The organism is Pseudonocardia sp. EV170527-09 (assembly GCF_008369905.1).
Classification (GTDB): domain Bacteria; phylum Actinomycetota; class Actinomycetes; order Mycobacteriales; family Pseudonocardiaceae; genus Pseudonocardia.
This window is the reverse complement of sequence record NZ_VRMC01000006.1, coordinates 1-21,378: the sequence shown is the minus strand read 5'-3', so window position 1 is coordinate 21,378 and position 21,378 is coordinate 1. Positions and strand designations below refer to the sequence as shown.

Here is a 21,378-nt window from a genome sequence, read left to right as displayed (position 1 = left end):
CGTGTTCGTGGCCGTCTGTTCGTGACCGTCTGTTCGTGCCGTGTGCCGGTGACCGCTACTGCATACCGGCCGCGACCACACCGCGCCGGACGGCACCGGAGGCCCGGTGGGCCGCCTTCCCGACCGGGCTCGACCGCCCGGCGACCCCGGCGATCTGGTCGAGCAGGTCGAGGACCTGCCGGGTCCAGCGTACGAAGTCGCCCGCGGACAGCTCGTGCCCGTTCCGCTCGGCGGCCTCCAGGACCTGCGCCAGCGACTCCCCGCGGGCCCACCGGTGCATCGGCCAGGCGAAGGCCAGGTCGGGTGCCCGGGTGCGTTCGGCCTTGTGCCGGCGCTGGTCGGCGTCGAGCTCCTCCCACAGTCGCACCGTGCGCTCCAGCGCCTCGGACACCGGTCCGGGGGGCAGCCGCGGCATCGGGGCGTCGTCGCGGCGGGACTCGTAGACCAGCGCCGAGACGACCGCCGCCAGCTCCTCGGGTTGCAGGCCGTCCCACGCGCCGTGCCGCAGGCACTCGGCGGCCAGCAGGTCCGACTCGCCCCACAGCCGGGCCAGGATCCGGCCGTGCGGGGTGATCTCCTCCTCGCCGGGCTCGGTCTCCCCGGCCGGGACGAGATAGCCGCGCTCGGCGAGCAGCGCCCGGATCCGGTCGAACGCCCGGGCCAGCGAGTGCGTCGTGGCCCGCACCTTCTGCCGCAGCGACTCGGTCTCCCGCTCCAGGCGGGCGTGCCGCTCGGCCCAGCGGGCGTGCGCCTCCCGGTCGTCGCAGCCGTGGCAGGGGTGCGCCCGCAGGGCCCGGCGCAGCGTGGACAGCTCCGGGTCGTCCTGCACCCCGGGCCGGCGACGACGCCCGACGGCGCGACCCTCCCCCAGCCGGGAGGCGCGCAACGAGGCGGCCAGGTCCCGGCGGACCTGCGGGGAACGGTGCTCCACCCGCTTGGGCAGCTTGATCCGCCCCAGCACCTCCACCGCGTCCGGGAAGTCCGCGGCCGACAGCCGCCCCGCCCACCGGTCCTCGGTGCACACCAGCGGCCGGACCTCGGGGTCACGGCCCGCGGCCGACACCGCCCCGATCCCCGGGTCGAGCACCACGGCGATCCCGGCTCGCCGGCCCGAGGGCACCGCGATCACGTCGCCGGGGCGCAGCTCGCGCAGCGACTCCGTGGCCTCGTCCCGGGCGGCGACGGTGTTCTGGCGGCGCAGCGACTTCTCCCGGTCGGAGATGCGCCGGCGCAGGTCGGCGTACTCGGCGAAGTCGCCGAGGTGGCAGGTCATCGCCTCCAGGTAGCCCTCCAGGGCCTCGTTGTTGCGGTCGATCCGCCGGGCCAGCCCGACCACCGACCGGTCGGCCTGGAACTGCCCGAAAGAGCGTTCCAGCAGCTCGCGGGCGGCGTCGGTGCCGAGGCGCCCGACCAGGTTGACCGACATGTTGTAGACGGGCCGGAACGAGCTGCGCAGCGGGTAGGTGCGGGTCGAGGCCAGCCCGCCGACCTGCTCCGGGTCCATGCCGGGGGTCCAGAGCACGACGGCGTGGCCCTCGACGTCGATCCCGCGCCGCCCGGCACGCCCGGTGAGCTGGGTGTACTCGCCGGGGGTGAGGTCGACGTGGGCCTCGCCGTTGTACTTGACCAGCCGCTCCAGCACGACGGTGCGGGCGGGCATGTTGATCCCCAGCGCCAGGGTCTCGGTGGCGAACACACAGCGCACCAGGCCCGCGACGAACAGCTCCTCGACGGTCTCCTTGAACGCCGGCAGCAGCCCGGCGTGGTGCGCGGCGACACCGCGTTCCAGCGCCTCGCGCCACTCCCAGTACCCGAGCACCCCCAGGTCCGCCTGCGGCAGGTCACCGGTGTGCTTCTCGACGATCCGGCGGATCTCGTCGACCTCCTCGGGCACGGTCAGGCGCACCCCGGCCCGCACGCACTGCCCGACGGCGGCGTCGCAGCCGGCCCGGGAGAAGACGAACGTGATCGCGGGCAGGAGCCCCTCGCGGTCGAGCCGGTCGATCACCTGCACCCGCGACGGCGGCCGGAACCCCCCACGCGACGGCCCGCGCTGCGGGCCGCCCCGCCCGCGCGGACCGGGCGGGCGATCGCGGTCCGCGGCGCGCGAGGTGGTGAAGTCCCGCCGCGCCATCTCGCGGGTGTAGCGGACCAGCTCGGGGTCGACGACGACCTCCCCGGGCCCGCCGGGGGTGCTCCGCTCGCCGAACATGTCGAACAGCCGGTTGCCGACCATCATGTGCTGCCACAGCGGCACCGGGCGGTGCTCGTCGACCACGACGCGGGTGTCGCCACGGACCTCGACCAGCCAGTCGCCGAACTCCTCGGCGTTGCTGACCGTGGCCGAGAGCCCCACCACCGCGACGTGCTCGGGCAGCTGGAGGATGACCTCCTCCCAGACCGCGCCGCGGAACCGGTCGGCCAGGTAGTGGATCTCGTCCATCACCACGTAGCCGAGGTGGTCCAGCCGCCGGTTCGCCGCCTTGTCCGAGTCGGCGTAGATCATGTTGCGGAGCACCTCGGTGGTCATCACGACCACCTGGGCGTCGCCGTTCACCGCGGTGTCGCCGGTGAGCAGGCCGACCGCGTCCGCGCCGTAGCGGGCGACCAGGTCGGCGTACTTCTGGTTCGACAGCGCCTTGATCGGCGTGGTGTAGAAGCACTTGCGACCCTCGGACAGGGCCAGGTGCACGGCGAACTCGCCCGCGACGGTCTTCCCGGCGCCGGTGGGCGCACACAGCAGGACACCGTGGCCGTCCTCCAGTGCCTCGCACGCCTCGCGCTGGAACAGGTCCAGGTCGAAGGGCATCAGACCGGTGAACTCGGCCAGCCGCGGGTAGGCGGCGCGGGCCTTCGCCGCCGCGTACGCGGCGGCCGGGTCGGCGGAACCATTCACCGCCCCAGGCTGTCACACGGCACCGACACCCTGCTCCGTCACAGGGTGAGCCGGGCCACGTGTGACCGCCGGCCTACTCCGGCCGGGCGAACTCCGCCTCGACGATGTCGGGGTTGATCTCGGTGCCGTGGTGCTCGCCACGGCAGATGGCGGCCATCAGGCCGTCCTTCTCGATGTCGAACACGTGCAGCGGCAGGCCGTGGTCGCGGGCCAGGATGAACGCGGTCTGGTCCATCACGGCCAGCCGGCGCGACAGCACCTCGTCGTAGGGCAGGCGCTCGTAGCGGCGGGCGTCGGGGTTGGTGCGCGGGTCGGTGTCGTAGACGCCGTCGGTGCCGTGCTTGGCCACCAGCAGGGCGTCCGCGCCGATCTCCAGGGCGCGCTGCACGCTCGGGTAGTCGGTGGTGATGAACGGCTGCCCGTTGCCGCCGGAGAAGATCAGGATCGCGTCCTTCTCCAGGTGCCGCTTGGCGCGCAGCCGCAGGAACGGCTCGGCGACGGCGTTGATCGGGATCGCGGTCATGACGCGGACGTTCTCCTCGCCGCCGGCGGACAGCTTGCCGCGCAGCAGGAGGCCGTTGATCACGGTGCCGAGCATGCCGATGTTGTCGGCCTCGACGCGGTCGATCCCCCAGGTCTCGGATCGGTTGCCGCGGAACACGTTCCCGCCACCGACGACGACCGCGACCTGCACCCCGAGCGCGCGCATCTGCCGGATCTGGTCGGCGAGGTGGGCGAGGGCCTGCGCGGAGAACCCGAAGCCGTCGGCACCGGCCATCGCCTGTCCGCTGAGCTTGATGACCACCCGGTTGTACTTCATCTGTCCCGACCCGCTCCTCAGTGCCGCCCGACCCGATCCGGGGAGCCAGCCTACGGAGCCGTGCTGGACCGGGCCGCGGGGGGATCTGCGGCGCCGCCCGGTCAGGTGATGTCGTCGTAGCGGGGCGGGTCGGGTGCGGTCCCGTTCGCTCCGGCACCGGGGCGGCCGGTCGCCGCGCCCGTGGCGCCACCGGTCGGGGGAACGACGTGCGTCGAGGTGGCGGACACCGGGGCGGACACCGGGGCGGGCGGCTCGATCCGGGAGGGCTCGACCGGTCCGGACGGACCCTCGATCGGCGACGGCGTGGTGTCCAGCGGCGACGGCTCGTCCGGGTCCAGGGAGTCCCAGCCCTCGGCGGCGCGCCGGCGGGCCCGGCGGCGGTCGGTGATCCGGCAGACCTGGATGGCCGCCTCGAACAGCAGGGTCAGCGCGAACGCCAGCGCCAGCATCGAGATGGGGTCCTGGCCGGGTGTCGCGATCGCGGCGAAGCAGAACAGTCCGAAGATCAGCCCGCGCCGGGAGCGGCGCAGCAGGTCGTAGGACACGACCCCGGCCGCATTGAGCGCGACGACCAGCAGCGGGATCAGGAAGCTGACCCCGAAGATGACGATCAGGTTGACGACCAGGGAGAAGTACGACGTGCCGGTCAGCGCCGTCGTCTGGATCTCGCTACCGATGGTGAGCAGGAAGCCGAGCGCCTGCGGGATGATCAGGTAGGCCAGCACCGCGCCGGCGACGAACAGCACCGCAGCGACCGAGACGAAGCTCAGCGCGTAGCGGCGCTCCTTGCGCAGCAGACCCGGGGTGATGAACCCCCACAGCTGGTAGAGCCAGATCGGGCAGGCCAGGATCACCCCGGCCGTCGCCCCGACCTTCAGGCGCAGCATGAACTGGTCGAACGGGGTGGTGCCGAGCAGCGTGCAGACGTTCGGGTCCGCCGTCAGCGACGCGCGCGCCGAGGGCGGCAGGGAGCAGTAGGGCTCCTTGAGCAGCTCCCCCAGGCTGGGGAAGCCGAAGAACGAGACCTCGAACCAGATGTAGCCGAACACCGTCGTCACCACGATCGCGGCGAGCGAGATGCCGAGCCGGTTGCGCAGCTCGTAGAGGTGCTCGATCAGGGTCATGGTCCCGTCGGGGTTGAGCCTGCGCTTCCGACGGAACGGTGCCTTCACGGGAGGAGGTGCCTCAGGCGGCCGGGCCGGCGGGCCGGTCGGTGGCCTGCGCCGGTGCCTGCTGCGACGCCTGCTGCTGCGGGGCCGGGGCGGCCTGCTGCGGCGCCGGGGCGGCCGCGGGCAGCTCCTGGGCGGGCTTGGGCTCCTCGCCCTGGCGGGTGCGGGCGTCGTCGTCCTTGAGGCCCTTCATCTCGCCCTTGAACACGCGGGCGGACTGGCCGACCGAACGCGCCATCTCGGGCAGCTTCTTCGCACCGAACAGCAGGAGCAGAACGGCGATGATGATCAGCCACTCGTAGCCACCGGGCATGGGTCCACCTCGCGTCGATCGGGCCGGGTCAGGACCGAGTGTAGACACGGGCGAATCGGTCGCCCGGTCCCCCCGTCGTCGGACGTGGCCACGGTCACCCGGTGTTCATCCCGTCGTCGTCATCCTGTCGCATTCACGCGTCGGTGACGGGCGGGGCGACCCCGGGTGACGCGTCGGCGGTCCGGAGGGCCTCGCGGGCCCGGTCGCGCACCGCCGCGGCCAGCTCGGGCGGTTCGAGGATGCGGGCCGCGCCGCCGAGGCCGAGCACGAGACGGACCAGCCAGTCGTCGTCGGCGAAGCGGAGCAGCACCCGCAGCCGGTCGTCGCCACCCGCCGGTGCGGGCACCGGGTCCGGCGCGCCGGGCGGCGGGTCGCCCTCGACCAGCTCGCCGGCGGCGGTGCGCACCTCGTCGACCGGGTAGTACTCGGCGACCCAGTGGGCGTCCGGATCGAGCTCCAGGATGGCGTACCGGTGCTCGGCACGCGGGCTGAACAGCCCGTGCGAGACGTCGACGGGCCGTGCCTCGGGGTGCACGCGGGCCGGTTCGTCGAGCTCCTCGGCCTGCTCGACCCGGTCCAGGCGGAACATCCGCACGTCCTCGGCCCGGCGGCACCACGCCTCCAGGTAGCCGCGCCCGCCGCTGACGACCAGCCGCATCGGGTCGACGTCGCGGCGGGACACCGCGTCGCGACCCGCGGTGAAGTAGACGATGCGCAGCGCGCGCCCGCGGTCCAGGGCCCGGCGCACGACGGCGGTGGTGTCGCGCTCACCGATCCCGGACTCGACGGTGACCAGACCGCCCGGACCGGCAGCCTCGCCCACCGCGGCCTCGACCTTGGCGATGGCCCGCCCGACGGCGTCGGAGTCGACCACCCCGGCGGTCTGGTGCAGCATGCGCAACGCCACGAGCAACGCGGTCGCCTCGGTCGTGGTCAGGCGCAGCGGCCGGGTCAGGCCGGCGTCGAAGACGACGTCGACAGTGTCCCCGGCGAAGGACAGGTCGACCAGGTCACCCGGCCCGTAGCCGGGCAGGCCGCACATCCACAGCAGCTCCAGGTCCTTGCGCAGCTGCCGCTCGTCGACGCCGAAGTCCGCGGCGGCCTCGGCGACCGGCACCCCGGGGTGCGCCCGCAGGTAGGGCACCAGCGACAACAGCCGGGGCAGGCGCTGGGCGACGCCCTGACGGCTCACGTGCGGGCCTCTCGGACTCCGGCGCCGAGCGCGGCCTCCCACAGCTCGCGGACCGCATGGGCCAGCTCCGGCGGGTCCAGGACCGCGACGTCCGGGCCGTGCCCGGCCAGCCAGCGTGCGACGGTGCCCCGGTCACGCAGGTCCAGCTCGATCTCCACGCCCGGCCGGCCCGCGTGCTCGAGCGGCCCGCGCTCGCGGCCGGTGCGGCGCAGCCCGGCCGCGCGTCCCGCCGCGACCCAGACCCGCGCGGTGCCCGACACCGGCTGCGGGCCCGCCGAGGCGCGCACCAGCGCCCGCAGGTCGACGCCGTCGGGCACGGTGACCGCGCCCTCCGGCCCGACCGCGCGGACCGGGCCCTCGACGCGGGAGAGCCGGAAGCAGCGCACGTCGTCGCGGTCCCGGTCGTGGCCCACCAGGTACCAGCGGCCCCGGAACGACATCACGCCCCAGGGCTCGACGGTGCGCCGCACCAGCTCCCCGGCGGGGCCCCCGCGGCGGTGGTCGAAGGTGACGACGCGGCCGGTGCGCACCGCGCCCAGCAGCGGCGCGAGCGCCGGCTCGCCCGCGGCGGCACCGGGGCGGATCGCCGCCGCCGGGGTCTCGGCGACCTCGACCCCGGCGGCGCGCAGCTTCACCAGCGCGCCGTGCGCGGCCCCGGCCAGCTCCGGGGAGTCCCAGAGGTTCCCGGCCAGCGCGACGACGGTCGCCTCGTCCGGGTCGAGGTGGATCTCGCCGAGCTCGTAGTCGGCCCGGGCGATCCGGTAGCCCTCGACCGTGTCGAACACCGAGTTGTGGCCGGTCTCCAGCGGCACGCCCAGCTCGCGCAGCTCGGCCTTGTCCCGCTCGAACATCCGGAAGAACGCCTCGTCGCCGGCGCCGTCGGCGTAGCCGGGGACGATGGACCGGATCCGTTCCGCGGACAGGTACTGGCGCGTCGACATCAGGCAGAGCACCAGGTTGACCAGTCGCTCGGCGCGGGCGGAGGACACGACGGGCATCGTAGCCAGGCCGGACGGGGCGGATCGGGCGCCCCGGGCCGCGGGCACCCGGGACCGCGCCGGGTACCGGTCACCGCTGATCGGTGTCTCATCCTGCGACAGGGTCGTTGACGACGGCCCGCGCACGGCAAAGGCTCGACCCCGGGTGCGGCGCCGCGGCCGCACCGGCACGTGGAGGTGGCGCATGTCCGGCGAGCAGGAGACGTACAACCCGTGGACCGTGGTGAACCTGGTGTTCCACCACCTGGCCGACCAGGGCCTGCGCCCGGTGCTCGGGGAAACCGGGGACCCGGCCGCGGCCGCGACCGGGCTGCTGCGGTCGATGGGGATCGCCCCGGCACCGGAGAAGGCGGGTCCGGCCGACCCGGAGGTCCAGGACGAGCTGGCCGAGCTGCGGCGCCGGATCATGCCCGGGATCGAGTGACCGCACACCGGTGATCTAGTTTGCGCTCCGCACCGGACGGACCGGTCCGCGGGGAGGGGCGCCGATGGAGCAGCAGACCGAGCGCGCGATCGTGCAGCGGCAGCTCGAGGAGCTGCACGCGGCGATCGGGAGCCCCGGTGGGGTGCCCGACGGGCGGGTCGTCGCCTACTACCCGCCGGCGATGGCCGAGCGGGCGCACCTGTTCGGGCTGGCCGCCACCGACATCGAGGGCACCCAGTGGGAGGTCGGTGACGCCGGGGTCCGCTTCCCGCTGCACTCCATCTCGAAGGTGTTCACCTACGGCCTGGCGCTGGAGGACAACGGTCGCGAGGAGGTCCTGCTGCGGGTCGGGGTCGAGCCGTCCGGGGACCCGTTCAACTCGATCAGCTTCGACGAGGTCAACCACCGCCCGTTCAACCCGATGATCAACGCGGGGGCGCTGGTCGCGGTGAACCTGGTGCACGGCGCGACCCGAGAGGAGAAGGTCGAGCGGCTGCTGACCCGGCTGCGGATCTACGCGGGCAACCCCGACCTGGCCGTCGACGGGGACGTCCTCGCCGAGCAGCTGGTCTCCAACGACCGCAACGTCGCGCTGTCCTACCTGATGCGCAGCCTCGGGATGCTGCACGGCAACATCGAGGACAACCTCTACGTCTACCTGGCGGCCTGCTCGGTAACGGTCACCGCGAGCGAGCTGTCGACGATGGCGGCGACCCTGGCCCGGGGCGGGGCGAACCCGTTCACCGGGGTGCCTGCGCTGCCCCGCACCTACACCCGGGACGTGCTGAGCGTGATGAGCATGTGCGGCATGTACGACGCCGCCGGACAGTGGGCCTACGAGGTCGGCATCCCGGCCAAGTCCAGCGTGTCCGGGGCGATCCTGGCGGCGATCCCGGACGCGATCGGGGTCGGCGTCTACTCCCCCGGGCTGGACCGGCACGGCAACTCGGTCCGCGGGGTGGCGGTGTGCCGGGAGCTGTCCGACCGGTTCGGGCTGCACGTGTTCGCCGACCCGTCGGAGTCGCGGCTGGGCCGGATCGTGCGCCCGGGCCGGCGCGAGGAGACCACCGAGATGTACCCCTCCGGCGACGGCTGGCTGCCCGACGGGATCGGCGAGGCGCCGTGACCGGGGCCCGGGCCGTCGCCCCGGCGGACGGAAACCGGATGCCACGGGTCCGCGGCGCGGTCATCCTGCGGGGGTGTCCAGCTACCGCCGTCCGGTCGTCGTGACCGGGCCGTTCCGCGACGCCGACGGCGCGGTGATCCCCTACGGCCACCGGTGGGACTCCGACAGCCCGCCCGAGGACAGCTACTCGGTGGTGACCTACCCGGAGCGGTTCCGGCCGCTGCACGCCGTCGCCGACGCGCTGGTCGCGGACCTGGTGGCACGGTTCGACGTCGAGGTGTCCGAGGTGTCCGAGGACCCGGCGACCACCGGGGACGCCGCGGAGCTTCCGCCCGACACCGTCCTGCGGAGGACGTCGCTGCGTCCGCGCGATCCGGCGGCCGCCACGCTGAACGTCACGTGGACGGCGCTTCCCGGGCTCGTCGTCGCCGCCGGGGCCTGGTCGCAGTCGTCGCTGCCCGTGTGCGGCTGCGACGCCTGCGACGACGACGTCGAGCGGCTCGCCGACGAACTGGAGCGGATCGTGGGGTCGATCACGGCGGGCGCCTTCCGCGAGTGGCGGGTCCGCCGTGCCGACGGCACATGGCACGGCCACGCCCTCGGCCCGGACGCGGGCGGGTCGTCCTCCGGCGAGTCGTGGGCCGCGACGGAGGACGAGGAGGACATCGGCGCGGCAGGCCCGGACGACCGTCGGTGGGCCCCCTGGCCCACCCGGCGCGACGGCTGAGCCCGCGGCCCGGCCCGTCGCCGTCGGTACGGTGCGCCCGGACACCCCGACGAAAGGGACACCGATGGTCGCGCAGGCCGAACGTGAACTGGTCCAGCAGCAGTTCGAGGAGCTCCGCAGCACCTGCACCGAGGGGAGCGGCATCCTGCTGCCCGGCGAGGAGGTCGTCAGCTACTACCCGCCGGAGATGGAGGCCCGGGCCGAGGAGTTCGGCCTGGCCGGCACGAACGTCGACGGCACGCAGTGGCAGGTCGGGGACTGCGAGGTCCGCTTCCCGCTGCACTCGATCTCGAAGGTCTTCACCTACGGGCTCGCGCTGGAGGACAACGGCCTGGCCGAGACGCTGCGCCGGATCGGCGTGGAGCCCTCCGGGGACCCGTTCAACTCCATCACCTTCGACCAGGTGCACCACCGCCCGTTCAACCCGATGATCAACGCCGGGGCGCTGGTCGCGGCGAACATGGTGCGGGGGGCGACGAAGGAGGAGCGGGCCGGGCGGCTCCTGGAGCGCAACCGGCTCTACACCGGCAACCCGTCGCTGGAGATCGACCAGGACGTCCTCGACGAGCAGCTGGTCTCCAACGACCGCAACCTCGGGCTCAGCTACCTCATGCGAAGCCTGGGGATGCTGCACGGCGACATCGACGACACCCTCTACGTCTACCTCGCCGCCTGCTCGATCACGGTCACCGCGCCGGAGCTGTCGGTGATGGGCGCGACGCTCGCACACGGCGGGGTCAACCCGTTGACCGGTGAGCGGGCGCTGTCCCGCGAGCACCTGCGCACGGTGATCAGCGTGATGAGCATGTGCGGCATGTACGACGCCGCGGGAGAGTGGGCGCACGACGTCGGCATCCCGGCCAAGAGCGGGGTGTCCGGCGGGATCATGGGTGTGCTGCCGCGCTGGTTCGGGCTCGGGGTGTACTCCCCCGGCCTGGACCGGCACGGCAACTCGGTGCGCGGGGTCGCGGTCTGCCGGGAGCTGTCGTCGCGGTTCGGGCTGCACGTGTTCGCCGACCCGCAGGAGTCGCGCTTCGGCCGGATCGCCCAGCCGGACTGAGCCGTGGCCCCGGGGTGGGGGCATTCCCACCCCGGGGGCAGCGGTCAGAGCGAGGCGATCAGGCGGTCCACCCGCTCGTCGACGGCGCGGAACGGGTCCTTGCACAGCACGGTGCGCTGGGCCTGGTCGTTCAGCTTCAGGTGCACCCAGTCGACGGTGAAGTCACGCCCGGCGGCCTGGGCCGCGGCGATGAAGTCACCGCGCAGCTTCGCCCGGGTCGACTGCGGCGGGGTGTCCTTGGCGGCCTCGATCTCGCCGTCGTCGGTGACCCGGTCGACCAGCGCCTTGCGCTGCAGCATGTCGAACAGGCCGCGGCCCCGGCGGACGTCGTGGTAGGCCAGGTCGAGCTGGGCGACCCGGGCGCTGGACAGGTCCAGGTCGTGCTTGGCCCGGTACCGCTCCACCAGCCGGTGCTTGATCGCCCAGTCGATCTCGCGGTCGATCTTCGACAGGTCCTGGGACTCGATGGCGTCCAGCGTGCGCCCCCACAGCTCGACGACGCGCGCCATCGCCGGGTCCGGGTGCCCGGTCGCCTCCAGGTACTCGACGGCGCGGGCGTGGTACTCGCGCTGGATGTCCAGCGCCGAGGCCTCCCGGCCACCGGCCATCCGCACCGGACGGCGCCCGGTGAGGTCGTGGCTGATCTCGCGGATCGCGCGGATCGGGTTGTCCAGGGTGAAGTCCCGGAACTGGACGCCGGCCTCGATCATCTCCAGCACCAGGGTGGCCGACCCGACCTTGAGCAGGGTCGTCACCTCGGACATGTTCGAGTCCCCGACGATCACGTGCAGCCGCCGGTAGCGCTCGGCGTCGGCGTGCGGCTCGTCGCGGGTGTTGATGATCGGCCGGGACCGGGTCGTCGCGGAGGAGACGCCCTCCCAGATGTGCTCGGCGCGCTGGGACAGGCAGTAGACCGCGCCGCGCGGGGTCTGCAGGACCTTCCCGGCACCGCAGATGAGCTGGCGGGTGACCAGGAACGGCAGGAGCACGTCGGCGATCCGGGAGAACTCGCCCTGCCGCGCGACGAGGTAGTTCTCGTGGCAGCCGTAGGAGTTGCCCGCGGAGTCGGTGTTGTTCTTGAACAGGTAGATGTCACCGCCGATGCCCTCGTCGACCAGCCGTCGTTCCGCGTCGACGAGGAGGTCCTCGAGGATCCGTTCACCGGCCTTGTCGTGGGACACCAGCTGGGTCAGCGAGTCGCACTCCGCCGTGGCGTACTCGGGGTGCGACCCGACGTCGAGGTAGAGACGGGCACCGTTGCGGAGGAAGACGTTGGAGGACCGGCCCCACGACACCACCCGACGGAAGAGGTAGCGCGCCACCTCGTCCGGGGACAGCCGGCGCTGCCCGTGGAAGGTGCACGTGACACCGAACTCCGTCTCGACCCCGAAGATCCGACGCTGCATGCCGTTCAGGGTAGGCGCCCGACCCCCTCTACTGTCACGACTGTGAGTGGATGGTTCGAACGCGTCGCCCGCAGGTCCCGTCGACTGGACCGCGGGGCGGACTCGGTGTCCCGGGCCGACCGGGCGGTCACCGAGTTCATCTCGAGCCGCCCACCGAGCCGGGTGGACACCTCGCTGCGGCGGCTGACCCGCACCGCCGACCACAGCGTGCTGTGGTTCGCGATCGCCGCGGTGCTGTCGGTGCGGCGGGGAGCCGGGCGCAAGGCGGCGATGCGCGGGATCGCGTCCATCGCGCTGACCAGCTTCACCGCGAACGCGCTGCTCAAGCCGTTGCTGCCGCGCCGGCGCCCGGCCGCGGCCGAGCTGCCGGCCTACCGGACGGTGGCCGATCCGCCGTCGTCGTCGTCGTTCCCGTCGGGGCACGCCGCCTCGGCCGCGGCGTTCGCGACGGCGGTGGTGATGGAGAACCGCCGGGCCGCACCGGTCGCGGTGCCGCTGGCGGCGCTGGTGGGCTGGTCACGGGTGCACGTGGGGGTGCACTGGACCTCCGACGTGCTGGTCGGTGCGGCGATCGGCACCGGCGTGGCGAAGCTGACGAACCGCTGGTGGCCGGTGCGCCCCAGCGACGAGGCCCGCGCCCGCCCGATCGACACCGTGCCGGCGCTGCCGCAGGGCGAGGGCCTGGTCATCGTGTCGAACCCGTTCTCCGGGCCGCCCGACACCGACGTGTCCGAGGAGGTCCGGGAGCGGCTGCCCGCGGCGCACCACCTGGTGGTCGGGGACGGGGTGAAGGTCGAGGACATGCTGGAGGACGCGCTGGCCGAGCGCGGGCAGTGGGTGCGCGCCGTGGGTGTCGCGGGCGGGGACGGCACCGTCGCCACCGCCGCCGCGGTCGCCGACCGGCACGGGCTGCCGCTGGTCGTCGTGCCGGGCGGGACGCTGAACCACTTCGCACGCGACGTCGGCGTCTACGACACCCAGGAGGCCGTCGACGCCACCCAGGCCGGGGAGGCCGTCGCGGTCGACCTGGCGCTGGTCGAGGCCCACCCGGGCCGGCTCGACGACCCCGAGGACATCTCGGTCACCCGCACCCGCTACTTCATCAACACCGCCTCGATCGGCTCCTACCCGGAGCTGGTGCGGCTGCGCGAGCAGTGGCAGCCGCGCTACGGCAAGTGGCCGGCGTTCGCCGCGGCGCTGATCACCGTGCTGCAGCGCTCGGAGAAGATCAGCGTGAAGATCGAGGACCGCTGGTACAAGGTGTGGTTCCTGTTCGTCGGGAACGGCCCGTACTTCCCGCGCGGCGCGGTCCCGGCGTGGCGGCCGACGCTGGACTCGGGCCTGCTCGACGTGCGCTGGCTGCGCGCCGACGTCCGGTTCTCCCGGCTGCGGGTCGTGATCGCGCTGATCCTGGGTGCGCTGGGGCACAGCCGGGTCTACCACCAGCGGGAGGTGCCCAGCCTCGACGTCGAGCTGCTGGAGCCGAGCATGCTGGCCACCGACGGCGAGGTCGTCGAGGAGGCCGGTCGCTACACCTTCCGGGTCGCCGAGAAGCCGATCCCGGTCTACCGCCGCGACGAGGAGCGCTGGACCGGGCGGGACCGCCCGTTCCAGGGCTGAGCCCCGTGCTGCTGCGCACGGTCCGCCCGCTGCGGCCCGGCTGCGACGGCCTGGGCGGTCCGGTCGACGTGCTCCTGGACGGGGGCCGGGTGCGCGCCGTGGGCGCCGGGCTCGACCCGGGCGGCGCCGAGGTCGTCGAGTGCGACGGGCGGGCGCTGCTGCCGGGGCTGTGGGACCACCACGTGCACATGGCCCAGTGGGCGCTAGCCCGCCGCAGGCTGGACGTGTCCGGCGCCCGCTCGGCGGCCGACGCGGTGGCGCTCGTCGCGCGGCGGATGGCGACCGCGCCACCTGCCGCCGGTGAGGTGCTGGTCGGGTTCGGGTTCCGCGACGCGCTGTGGCCCGACGAGGCGCACCGCTCGCTGCTCGACCCGGTCACTGGTGACACCCCCGTCGTGCTCGTGTCCGGGGACCTCCACCAGGGGTGGCTCAACGGCGCCGCGCTGGCCCGCTTCGGGCACGACGGGCACCCGACCGGCCGGATCCGGGAGTCGGAGTTCTTCGCCGTCGTCTCCCCCGCGCTGCAGGACGCGCCGACCGAGGCCATCGACGGGTTCGTCGCCGACGCCGTGACCGCGGCCTCGGCACGCGGGGTGGTCGGCGTCGTCGACTTCGAGGCGCCGTGGTCGCTGCCGGACTGGCGACGCCGGATCGCCGGCGGCACGACCGGGCTGCGGGTCGAGGCGTCGGTGTGGCCCGACCACCTCGACGACGCCCTGGCCACGGGGCTGCGCACCGGCGACGTCGTCGAGGGCACCGGCGGGCTGCTCACCGCGGGGCCGCTGAAGGTGATCACCGACGGGTCGCTCAACACCCGCACCGCCTACTGCTACGACCCCTACCCCGCGCCGCCGGAGAACCCCCTGGAGCACCCGTGCGGGCTGCTGCTGGTCCCGCCCGACCGGCTGGCGCCACTGCTGGCCCGGGCGCACGCGGGTGGGCTCACCGCGGCCCTGCACGCCATCGGTGACCACGCCAACACCCTGGTCCTCGACGCGTTCGCCGCGACCGGGGCCCGCGGGCGGGTCGAGCACGCCCAGCTGCTGACCGGCGACGACGTCCCCCGCTTCGCCGGTCTCGGCCTGGTCGCGAGCGTGCAGCCCGAGCACGCCCTCGACGACCGCGACGTCGCCGACCGGCTCTGGGCGGGCCGCACCGACCGGGCGTTCGCGTTCGCGTCGCTGCACCGCGCCGGAGCCCGCCTCGCGCTCGGCTCCGACGCCCCGGTCGCGCCGCTGGATCCGTGGATCGCGCTCGCCGCGGCCGTGCACCGCACCGCCGACGACCGGGACCGCTGGCACCCCGAGCAGGAGATCGACCGGGCGACCGCGCTCGGCGCGTCGTTCGGGGTGGTCGACGGAGCGACCGCGGCGGTCACCGTCGGCGCCCGGGCCGACCTCGTGCTCACCGAGGCCGACCCCACCACCTGCGCCCCGGCGGTGCTGCGCGCCATGCCGGTGGCCGGGACGCTGGTCGGCGGGCGCTGGACGCACCGCTCCGGGGGTCTGAGGGTGCACCGCCGGGTCGCCGGGCCGACCGGGCCGGGACTGCTGGAAGAGGTCGCGCTGCCGTCCGGACCGTTGACGGTGCTGCGCCCGGCCGACCCGGACGTCGTCGCGTTCGAGCCGGTGCCGGGGCCCGGTGGCAGCGAGGAGCTGCACCCGCCCCACTGGGCGCGGCCGTGGCCCTCGGGCCGGGCGCTGGCGCACGCGGTCGACGAGGCCGGTCCGGGGTGGCTCGCCGGGCGTCGGGTGCTGGAGCTGGGGTGCGGGCTGGGGCTGCCGTCGCTGGCCGCGGCCCGCACCGGGGCCGGGACGGTGCTCGCCACCGACCGTTCGGCCGCCGCCGTCGCCTGGGTCGCGGCGTCGGCCCGCCGGTGCGGGCTGACGGTGGGCACCGCGGCGGTCCCGTTCGACCGGGCGGGCGACGGCGGCGCGCGCTGGGACCTGGTGCTGGCCGCCGACGTGCTCTACGGCGTGGCCGCCGCCGACGCGCTCGGTACGCTGCTGCCGCGGGTGACCGCCCCGGGCGGGCAGGTGTGGCTGGCCGACCCGGGTCGGCCCGAGACACCGCGCTGGCTCGCCGCGGCCCGGGAGGTCTGGACGGTCACGACCCGGCCGCTGCCGGGCGGGGTGGCCCTGCACGTCCTGCGCCGGCCCTGACCGTGCGGCGGGGTGCGCCGGGCGCTGCGGATGCCGGCGCACCGACCGGCTGCGATCATGAGCGGTGCGCCGCGCAACGACCTCCGGAAGGGGTTCCGCCATCCTCCGACTGCCTCGGGCCGCCGCCTTCGCCGGCCTGGCCGTGACGTTCGCCGTGGTCATGCTCGGGGCGACGATGCCGACCCCGATGTATGCGCTCTACCAGCGCGAGCTCGGGTTCTCCGCCACCGTCCAGACGGTGATCTTCGCCGTCTACGCGGTCGGGGTGCTCGCCGCGCTGCTGGTCACCGGACGGTGGTCGGACCAGCTGGGGCGGCGGCCGATGCTGCTGGCGGGGGTGGCGCTGTCGCTGGCGTCGAGCCTGGTGTTCCTGGTGGCGGGCCCGGTGTGGGTGCTGCTGGTCGGACGGCTGCTGTCCGGCTTCTCCGCCGGCATCTTCGCCGGGGCGGCGACCGCCGCGGTCATCGAGGCCGCGCCGGAGTCCTGGCGGGAACGCGGGGCCGCGGTCGCGACCGTCGCGAACATCGGCGGGCTCGGGCTGGGCGCGGCGCTCGCCGGGGTGGCCGTGGAGTACCTGCCCGCGCCGCTGCACCTGTCCTTCGCGGTGCACGCCGTCGCCGTCGCGCTGTGCGGGCTGCTCGTGCTGGGCGCACCGGAGACCGTGACCGACCGGCCTGCGCGCCCGACGCTGCGGCCCCAGCGCCCCGAGGTGCCGCCCGCGGTGCGCGCGGTGTTCGGGGTCGCCGCGACGGCCGGGTTCGCCGGGTTCGCGGTGCTGGGCCTGTTCACCGCGCTGTCCCCGCGGATCGTGTCCGAGCTGATCGGGAACCCGAGCCACGCCGTCGCCGGGGCGATGTCGCTGCTGTTGCTGGGCGCCTCGGTGCTCGCCCAGCTCGCGGTCCGCACCGCGCCGACCGGGCGGATCCTCGACCTGGGCTGTGTGCTGCTGGCCGCGGGCGCGGCGCTCGTCGCGGTGTCGGTGGCGCGGGGATCGATGGTGGAGCTGGTCGCCGGCGCGGTGGTCGCGGGCGTCGGTCAGGGCATGACGTTCTCCAAGGGCCTGGCCGCGGTGAACGCGCGGGTGGAGGCCCACCAGCGGGCGGGGACGACGTCGTCGTACTTCGTGGTGCTCTACGTCGCGATCTCGCTGCCGGTCGTCGGGCTGGGGGCGGCGAGCCAGGCGTGGGGGCTGCGGACCGCGGGCATCGTGTTCTGCGTGGCGGTCGCGGTGCTCGCGCTGCTGGCGCTGGCGGCGCTGCTGGTGCTCGGCCGTCGTGACGCCCGGACCCCGGGGTGAGCCGTCACCGGTAGCCCGTCGTGTCGGCGGGCAGACCCGCGTCCTGCACCTCGGTGACGTAGCGCCAGGCGTCGGGGCGGGACCCGTCGACGTCGTCGACGCCGTAGACCCGGCCGAGCTCCCCCGAGGAGGTGGAGCGGCCGTTCCAGCGGTGCCGGTCGGGGTCGGCGGCCAGGGCAGCGATCCCACGGCCGACAAACCGCGGGCTCTCCGAGATCGCGAAGTGCGGCTCGGCCGCGCACGCGTCGCGCCAGGTGTCGGCGGTGACCCCGAAGTGCTCCAGCATGATCTCCGAGCGCAGCCAGCCCGGGGTGACCGCGACGGCCGTTCCGCCGTGCCCGCGCAGCTCGTGCGCCCAGGACCGGGCCAGCCGGATCGGTGCGATCTTGGCCAGGTCGTAGAAGACGTTGAGCCGGTAGTTCTCGGCGTTGTAGGCGTCGGTGCCGTCGGTGACCTCCACGACGAGCCCACCCGGGGTCCGGGAGAGCAGCCGCAGGGCGTGGTGGGCGGTGACGAGGTGGGTGTCGATCGCCAGGCGCAGGGTACGCAGCCCGTTGTCCAGGTCGTGCTCCCAGACCGGGGTGTCCCACTCGACCATCGTCTCGCCGCCCCAGATGTCGTTGACCAGCACGTCGAGCCGGCCGTGGTCGCGCTCGACGCGCGCCACCAGCGTGTCGACCGCCGCGGGGTCGAGGTGGTCGGTCGGCACCGCGATGCCGGTCCCGCCCGCGGCGGTGACCAGGTCGGCGGTGTCCTCGATCGTCTCCGGGCGGTCGTACTCGGACCGACGGTCGCGGGTGGTGCGCCCGGTGCAGTAGACGACCGCGCCCGCGGCGCCCAGCTCGACGGCGATGCCGCGGCCCGCGCCGCGGGTCGCGCCGGCCACCAGGGCGATGCGTCCGGTGAGGTCCATGGTCCTCCTTATATAAACGAGTGTTCGTTCATATAAGCTGGTGCCATGCCCCGGCGCAAGCAGGTCCCCGACGCGGACGTCCTCGACCTCGCCCTCGGCGTCCTGCAGACCGGCGGCGCCCAGGCTCTGACGTTCGCGGCGCTCGCCGAGGTCAGCGGCCTGGCCCCGGCCACCCTGGTGCAGCGCTTCGGCGGGAAGGCCGAGCTCCTGCACCGGGTGCTGATGCACGCCTGGGACCAGCTGGAGCGCCGGACCGCCGAGCTCGGCGAGGCCGCCGCGCCCGGGCCGGAGGGGGCCGTGGCCTTCCTGGTCGGGCTCTCCGCCCAGTACGGGGGCATCGACAGCTACGCCGACGCGCTGCTCGTGCTGCGCGAGGACCTGCTGGACCCCGAGTCGCGGCGACGCGGCCGCGAGTGGAAGGAGGCGCTGGCCCGGATCCTGGACACCAGTCTGGAGGGCCCGCCGGGCGCGGGCGCGGTGCTGGCGACCTACTGGCAGGGCACGTTGCTGTGGTGGAGCTTCGACCCGGTCCTCCCGGTGACCGAGTACGTGCGGCGCGAGCTGACGGCGTTCGTCACGACCGTGCTGCGCCCGGCCTGACCGGCGGGCGTGTCACCGGCTCCCCGCACCCTGCGGAGGCCAGGGCGCGTCAGACACCGTCGAGCTCGTCGCCGGTCACCAGTGGGAACCACGACGGCAGTGGCTCGGTCCCGCCGGTCATCGCCACCGGGCGTCCCAGCTCCCCCGCCGTGCGGGCGCGGACGGTGCGGACCCGGCCCCCCTCGTGCAGCCGCACCGCCGGCAGCGGCCGGGCCCGGGCCGCGGCGAGCTCGCCGGGGGTGTTGACGTTGGTCAGCGACGCCAGGTCCGGGTCGAGGCGGGCCAGCACCGGGTCGCTGCGCAGGGTCTGCTCGCCGATCCGGCGGACCGGGACCCGCTCGAACAGCGACGGCGGGCGTCCCTGCCCGGCCGCGGTCAGCCCGTCGATCACCGGGGCGAGCGTGGTGGCGTAGGCGGCGGCGAGCGGCTGGTGGTGTCCGAACGCCTCGGGCAGCGCGACGTCGTGGTCCCCGCGCAGGTCCAGCACCCGTGCGACGAACGCGGGATGCAGCAGCGGCAGGTCGACCGACGCGACGAACGCCACCTGCGCCCGGCCCGAGACGGCGGCGAGCCCGGCCCCGATCGCGGGCAGCGGGCCGAGGCCCGGCACCGGGTCGTCGACGACCTCGGTGCCCCGAGGGAGCTCCGGCAGGTCCTGCCCGGCGGCGCGGACCACGACCAGCGGCCCGTCCACCGCCCGGCCCAGGACGGCGACGGTGCGGGTCAGCAGCGCCGCCCCGTGCCAGTCCAGCGACGCCTTCGCCGTCCCCATCCGCGACGAGGCACCGCCCGCCGGCACGATCCCCGCCCCCGGCCGCCGACCCCCGTACCCGCGCACGCCGCCGATCCTCCTCCTACCCTGGGGGTCGACAGCGGGAGGGGATCGGAATGGGACGGCTCACCGTGCGGCGCCCGGTGCTGCACCTGAACGCGGACGGCAGCACCCGCTCGCGGCCGGACACCCTCGTCGCCGAGGAGCCGCTGGAGCTGCGCGTCGGGGGGAAGGCGCTGACGGTCACGATGCGCACCCCCGGTCACGACGTGGAGCTCGCGCACGGGTTCCTGCTGACCGAGGGTGTGATCGGCTCCGGGCTGGACCTGGCCGGGGCCCGCTACTGCAACTCCGTCGACGAGCAGGGCCGCAACACCTACAACGTGCTCGACGTCGACCTGGCCGAGGGCGTCGCCCCGCCGGACGTGTCGGTGGAGCGCAACTTCTACACGACCTCGTCGTGCGGGGTGTGCGGGAAGGCGTCGCTGGACGCGGTGAAGCTCAAGACTCGGCACTCCCCGGCCGCGGACCCGCTGCGGATCGGCCGGGAGCTGCTGCTGGAGCTGCCCGACCGGTTGCGCGAGCACCAGAAGGTGTTCGGCTCCACCGGTGGGCTGCACGCCGCCGCCCTGTTCGACGCCGACGGCGGCCTGCTCGCCGCCCGCGAGGACGTGGGCCGGCACAACGCGGTGGACAAGGTGCTGGGCCGGATGGTGATGGACGGCCGGGTGCCCGCCGCGGGCACCGTGCTGATGGTGTCCGGGCGGGCGTCGTTCGAGCTCGTGCAGAAGGCCGTGATGGCCGGGGTGCCGATGCTCGCGGCCGTGTCGGCGCCGTCGTCGCTGGCGGTGGAGCTGGCCGAGGAGTCGGGGATGACCCTGGTCGGGTTCCTGCGCGGCGACACCGGCAACGTCTACACCGGGGCCGAGCGCATCGACCTGTGAGTGCCGCCGCGCCCGGCGGTGGTCAGACGCGTAGGGTGAGCGTGGCCCAGGCCCGCTCGTGCCGGTCCACCACCCGGCGCAGCCGCCCCGCGGTCCCGGCCGGGCCGACCAGTGCGGCGACGGTGGCGACGACCAGCGCGCAGCCCGCGGCCTGCCAGCCGGTGAGGGTCTCCCCGAGCACCAGCATGCCGAGCACCACCGACAACACCGGGTGCACCAGCAGCAGCGCGCCCGCGGTGCCCGGCGCCAGCCCGGCCGAGCCGCGGCCGATCAGCACCCAGGAGACGACCTGCCCGGTCAGGGCCAGCACGATCAGCCAGGCCCATGTCGTCGCGGGCAGTGCGACCGCGATCCCGCCCCCGGCGACGCCGACGAGCCCGCAGGTCAGCCCGGCCCCGACGGTCGCCAGCGCGACCGGGGTCACCAGGTGGCGCGGACGGCGCCGCGACACCGAGCGGTTCAGGTGCAGGAAGCAGGCGTAGGCGATGCCGGCGAGGGTGCCGAGCACCGCGCCACGCACCGGTTCCGGCCCCCCGACACCGGCGCCGAGCACCCCACCGGCCAGGGCGATGCCGCCCAGCAGTAGCGGCGCGGCGTACACCAGCCTGCGCGGGACCCGCTCGCCCGCGACGATCCAGGCGATCAGCGGCAGCGCCAGCACCTGGATGTTGAGCACGACGTTCGCGATCCCGGCGCCCGCGTCGAGCACCGCGTGGGTCCAGAGCAGGAAGTCCGCACCCAGGAACACCCCGGACAGCAGCGAGGTGCCGACCGTCGCGAGCGGGAGCCCGCCCACCCGCCGGTACTCGGCCAGTGCCCACGGACCCGGGCCTGTGCAACGAACGGTGGTTCCGGCCCGACACGCCGGACCTCAGCGTCCGGCGGGATGGGCACTGTGAGTGATGACATCAGACCCTATGGGCTCTGCTGAGAACGAGA

The 21,378-nt window shown here is 74.5% G+C and carries 19 protein-coding genes; 9 read left to right on the top strand and 10 right to left on the bottom strand.

The features are described from left to right. Positions 1–55 precede the first annotated feature (55 nt). From FVA95_RS02830 to FVA95_RS02805, 6 genes are all read right to left on the bottom strand, one after another. Positions 56–2,896, bottom strand: a complete 2,841-nt coding sequence (locus tag FVA95_RS02830) for an RNA helicase (protein ID WP_240051227.1) — start codon at positions 2,894–2,896, stop codon at positions 56–58. A 73-nt stretch (positions 2,897–2,969) separates the two neighbouring features. Next, complete coding sequence (pyrH, locus tag FVA95_RS02825) at positions 2,970–3,716, bottom strand: UMP kinase (protein ID WP_020625403.1); 747 nt, start codon at positions 3,714–3,716, stop codon at positions 2,970–2,972. A 101-nt stretch (positions 3,717–3,817) separates the two neighbouring features. Next, on the bottom strand, positions 3,818–4,840 hold the full coding sequence (tatC, locus tag FVA95_RS02820; protein ID WP_149662850.1) for a twin-arginine translocase subunit TatC: 1,023 nt from the start codon (positions 4,838–4,840) through the stop codon (positions 3,818–3,820). A gap of 61 nt (positions 4,841–4,901) precedes the next feature. Next, a complete protein-coding gene (tatA, locus tag FVA95_RS02815) occupies positions 4,902–5,198 on the bottom strand; it encodes a Sec-independent protein translocase subunit TatA (protein ID WP_149662802.1) in 297 nt (98 codons plus the stop codon). Positions 5,199–5,331: 133 nt separating this feature from the next. Then, positions 5,332–6,390 carry a YafY family protein gene (locus FVA95_RS02810; RefSeq protein ID WP_149662801.1) on the bottom strand — a complete coding sequence of 353 codons (1,059 nt, stop codon included), beginning with the start codon at positions 6,388–6,390 and terminating at the stop codon, positions 5,332–5,334. Further along, positions 6,387–7,379, bottom strand: a complete 993-nt coding sequence (locus tag FVA95_RS02805) for a YafY family protein (RefSeq protein ID WP_149662800.1) — start codon at positions 7,377–7,379, stop codon at positions 6,387–6,389. The genes FVA95_RS02810 and FVA95_RS02805 overlap by 4 nt, the downstream gene beginning before the upstream one ends. A 193-nt stretch (positions 7,380–7,572) precedes the next feature. Between FVA95_RS02805 and FVA95_RS02800 the strand changes: the two genes are divergently transcribed. The 4 genes from FVA95_RS02800 to glsA (FVA95_RS02785) all read left to right on the top strand — a co-directional run bounded on the left by FVA95_RS02800 (position 7,573) and on the right by glsA (FVA95_RS02785) (position 10,725). After that, on the top strand, positions 7,573–7,812 hold the full coding sequence (locus FVA95_RS02800; RefSeq protein WP_060711863.1) for a hypothetical protein: 240 nt from the start codon (positions 7,573–7,575) through the stop codon (positions 7,810–7,812). A gap of 64 nt (positions 7,813–7,876) precedes the next feature. Then, a complete protein-coding gene (glsA, locus tag FVA95_RS02795) occupies positions 7,877–8,938 on the top strand; it encodes a glutaminase A (protein ID WP_149662799.1) in 1,062 nt (353 codons plus the stop codon). 73 nt (positions 8,939–9,011) lie between these two features. Beyond that, positions 9,012–9,665 carry a DUF6226 family protein gene (locus FVA95_RS02790; RefSeq protein WP_149662798.1) on the top strand — a complete coding sequence of 218 codons (654 nt, stop codon included), beginning with the start codon at positions 9,012–9,014 and terminating at the stop codon, positions 9,663–9,665. A 64-nt stretch (positions 9,666–9,729) separates the two neighbouring features. After that, positions 9,730–10,725, top strand: coding sequence for a glutaminase A (gene glsA / locus FVA95_RS02785; RefSeq protein WP_149662797.1), 996 nt, complete (start codon positions 9,730–9,732; stop codon positions 10,723–10,725). Positions 10,726–10,769: 44 nt separating this feature from the next. Here the strand turns inward: glsA (FVA95_RS02785) and pafA are convergent, their stop codons facing one another. Then, positions 10,770–12,131 (bottom strand): Pup--protein ligase, encoded by a 1,362-nt coding sequence (gene pafA, locus FVA95_RS02780; protein WP_075306313.1) that lies wholly within the window; start codon positions 12,129–12,131, stop codon positions 10,770–10,772. A gap of 42 nt (positions 12,132–12,173) precedes the next feature. Between pafA and FVA95_RS02775 the strand changes: the two genes are divergently transcribed. From FVA95_RS02775 to FVA95_RS02765, 3 genes are all read left to right on the top strand, one after another. Continuing rightward, positions 12,174–13,751: a phosphatase PAP2 family protein gene (locus FVA95_RS02775; RefSeq protein ID WP_240051225.1), complete on the top strand. Its 1,578-nt coding sequence runs from the start codon at positions 12,174–12,176 to the stop codon at positions 13,749–13,751. A 5-nt stretch (positions 13,752–13,756) separates the two neighbouring features. Next, positions 13,757–15,913 (top strand): amidohydrolase family protein, encoded by a 2,157-nt coding sequence (locus tag FVA95_RS33795; RefSeq protein WP_368667294.1) that lies wholly within the window; start codon positions 13,757–13,759, stop codon positions 15,911–15,913. Positions 15,914–15,977: 64 nt separating this feature from the next. Further along, positions 15,978–17,210 carry an MFS transporter gene (locus FVA95_RS02765; RefSeq protein ID WP_368667293.1) on the top strand — a complete coding sequence of 411 codons (1,233 nt, stop codon included), beginning with the start codon at positions 15,978–15,980 and terminating at the stop codon, positions 17,208–17,210. A 4-nt stretch (positions 17,211–17,214) separates the two neighbouring features. Here FVA95_RS02765 and FVA95_RS02760 read toward each other — a convergent pair whose 3' ends face one another. Next, positions 17,215–18,123: an SDR family oxidoreductase gene (locus FVA95_RS02760; protein WP_149662795.1), complete on the bottom strand. Its 909-nt coding sequence runs from the start codon at positions 18,121–18,123 to the stop codon at positions 17,215–17,217. Positions 18,124–18,168: 45 nt separating this feature from the next. On the opposite strand from FVA95_RS02760, the gene FVA95_RS02755 reads away from it, so the two are divergent. Continuing rightward, on the top strand, positions 18,169–18,723 hold the full coding sequence (locus tag FVA95_RS02755) for a helix-turn-helix domain-containing protein (protein ID WP_149662794.1): 555 nt from the start codon (positions 18,169–18,171) through the stop codon (positions 18,721–18,723). 49 nt (positions 18,724–18,772) lie between these two features. On the opposite strand, the gene FVA95_RS02750 is transcribed toward FVA95_RS02755, so the two are convergent. Beyond that, positions 18,773–19,561: a molybdenum cofactor guanylyltransferase gene (locus FVA95_RS02750; RefSeq protein WP_205015747.1), complete on the bottom strand. Its 789-nt coding sequence runs from the start codon at positions 19,559–19,561 to the stop codon at positions 18,773–18,775. Positions 19,562–19,611: 50 nt separating this feature from the next. On the opposite strand from FVA95_RS02750, the gene fdhD reads away from it, so the two are divergent. Next, positions 19,612–20,439: a formate dehydrogenase accessory sulfurtransferase FdhD gene (gene fdhD / locus FVA95_RS02745; protein ID WP_149662793.1), complete on the top strand. Its 828-nt coding sequence runs from the start codon at positions 19,612–19,614 to the stop codon at positions 20,437–20,439. A gap of 22 nt (positions 20,440–20,461) precedes the next feature. Here the strand turns inward: fdhD and FVA95_RS02740 are convergent, their stop codons facing one another. Continuing rightward, on the bottom strand, positions 20,462–21,235 hold the full coding sequence (locus FVA95_RS02740; protein WP_161992170.1) for a DMT family transporter: 774 nt from the start codon (positions 21,233–21,235) through the stop codon (positions 20,462–20,464). Between the last annotated feature and the right edge of the window lie 143 nt (positions 21,236–21,378).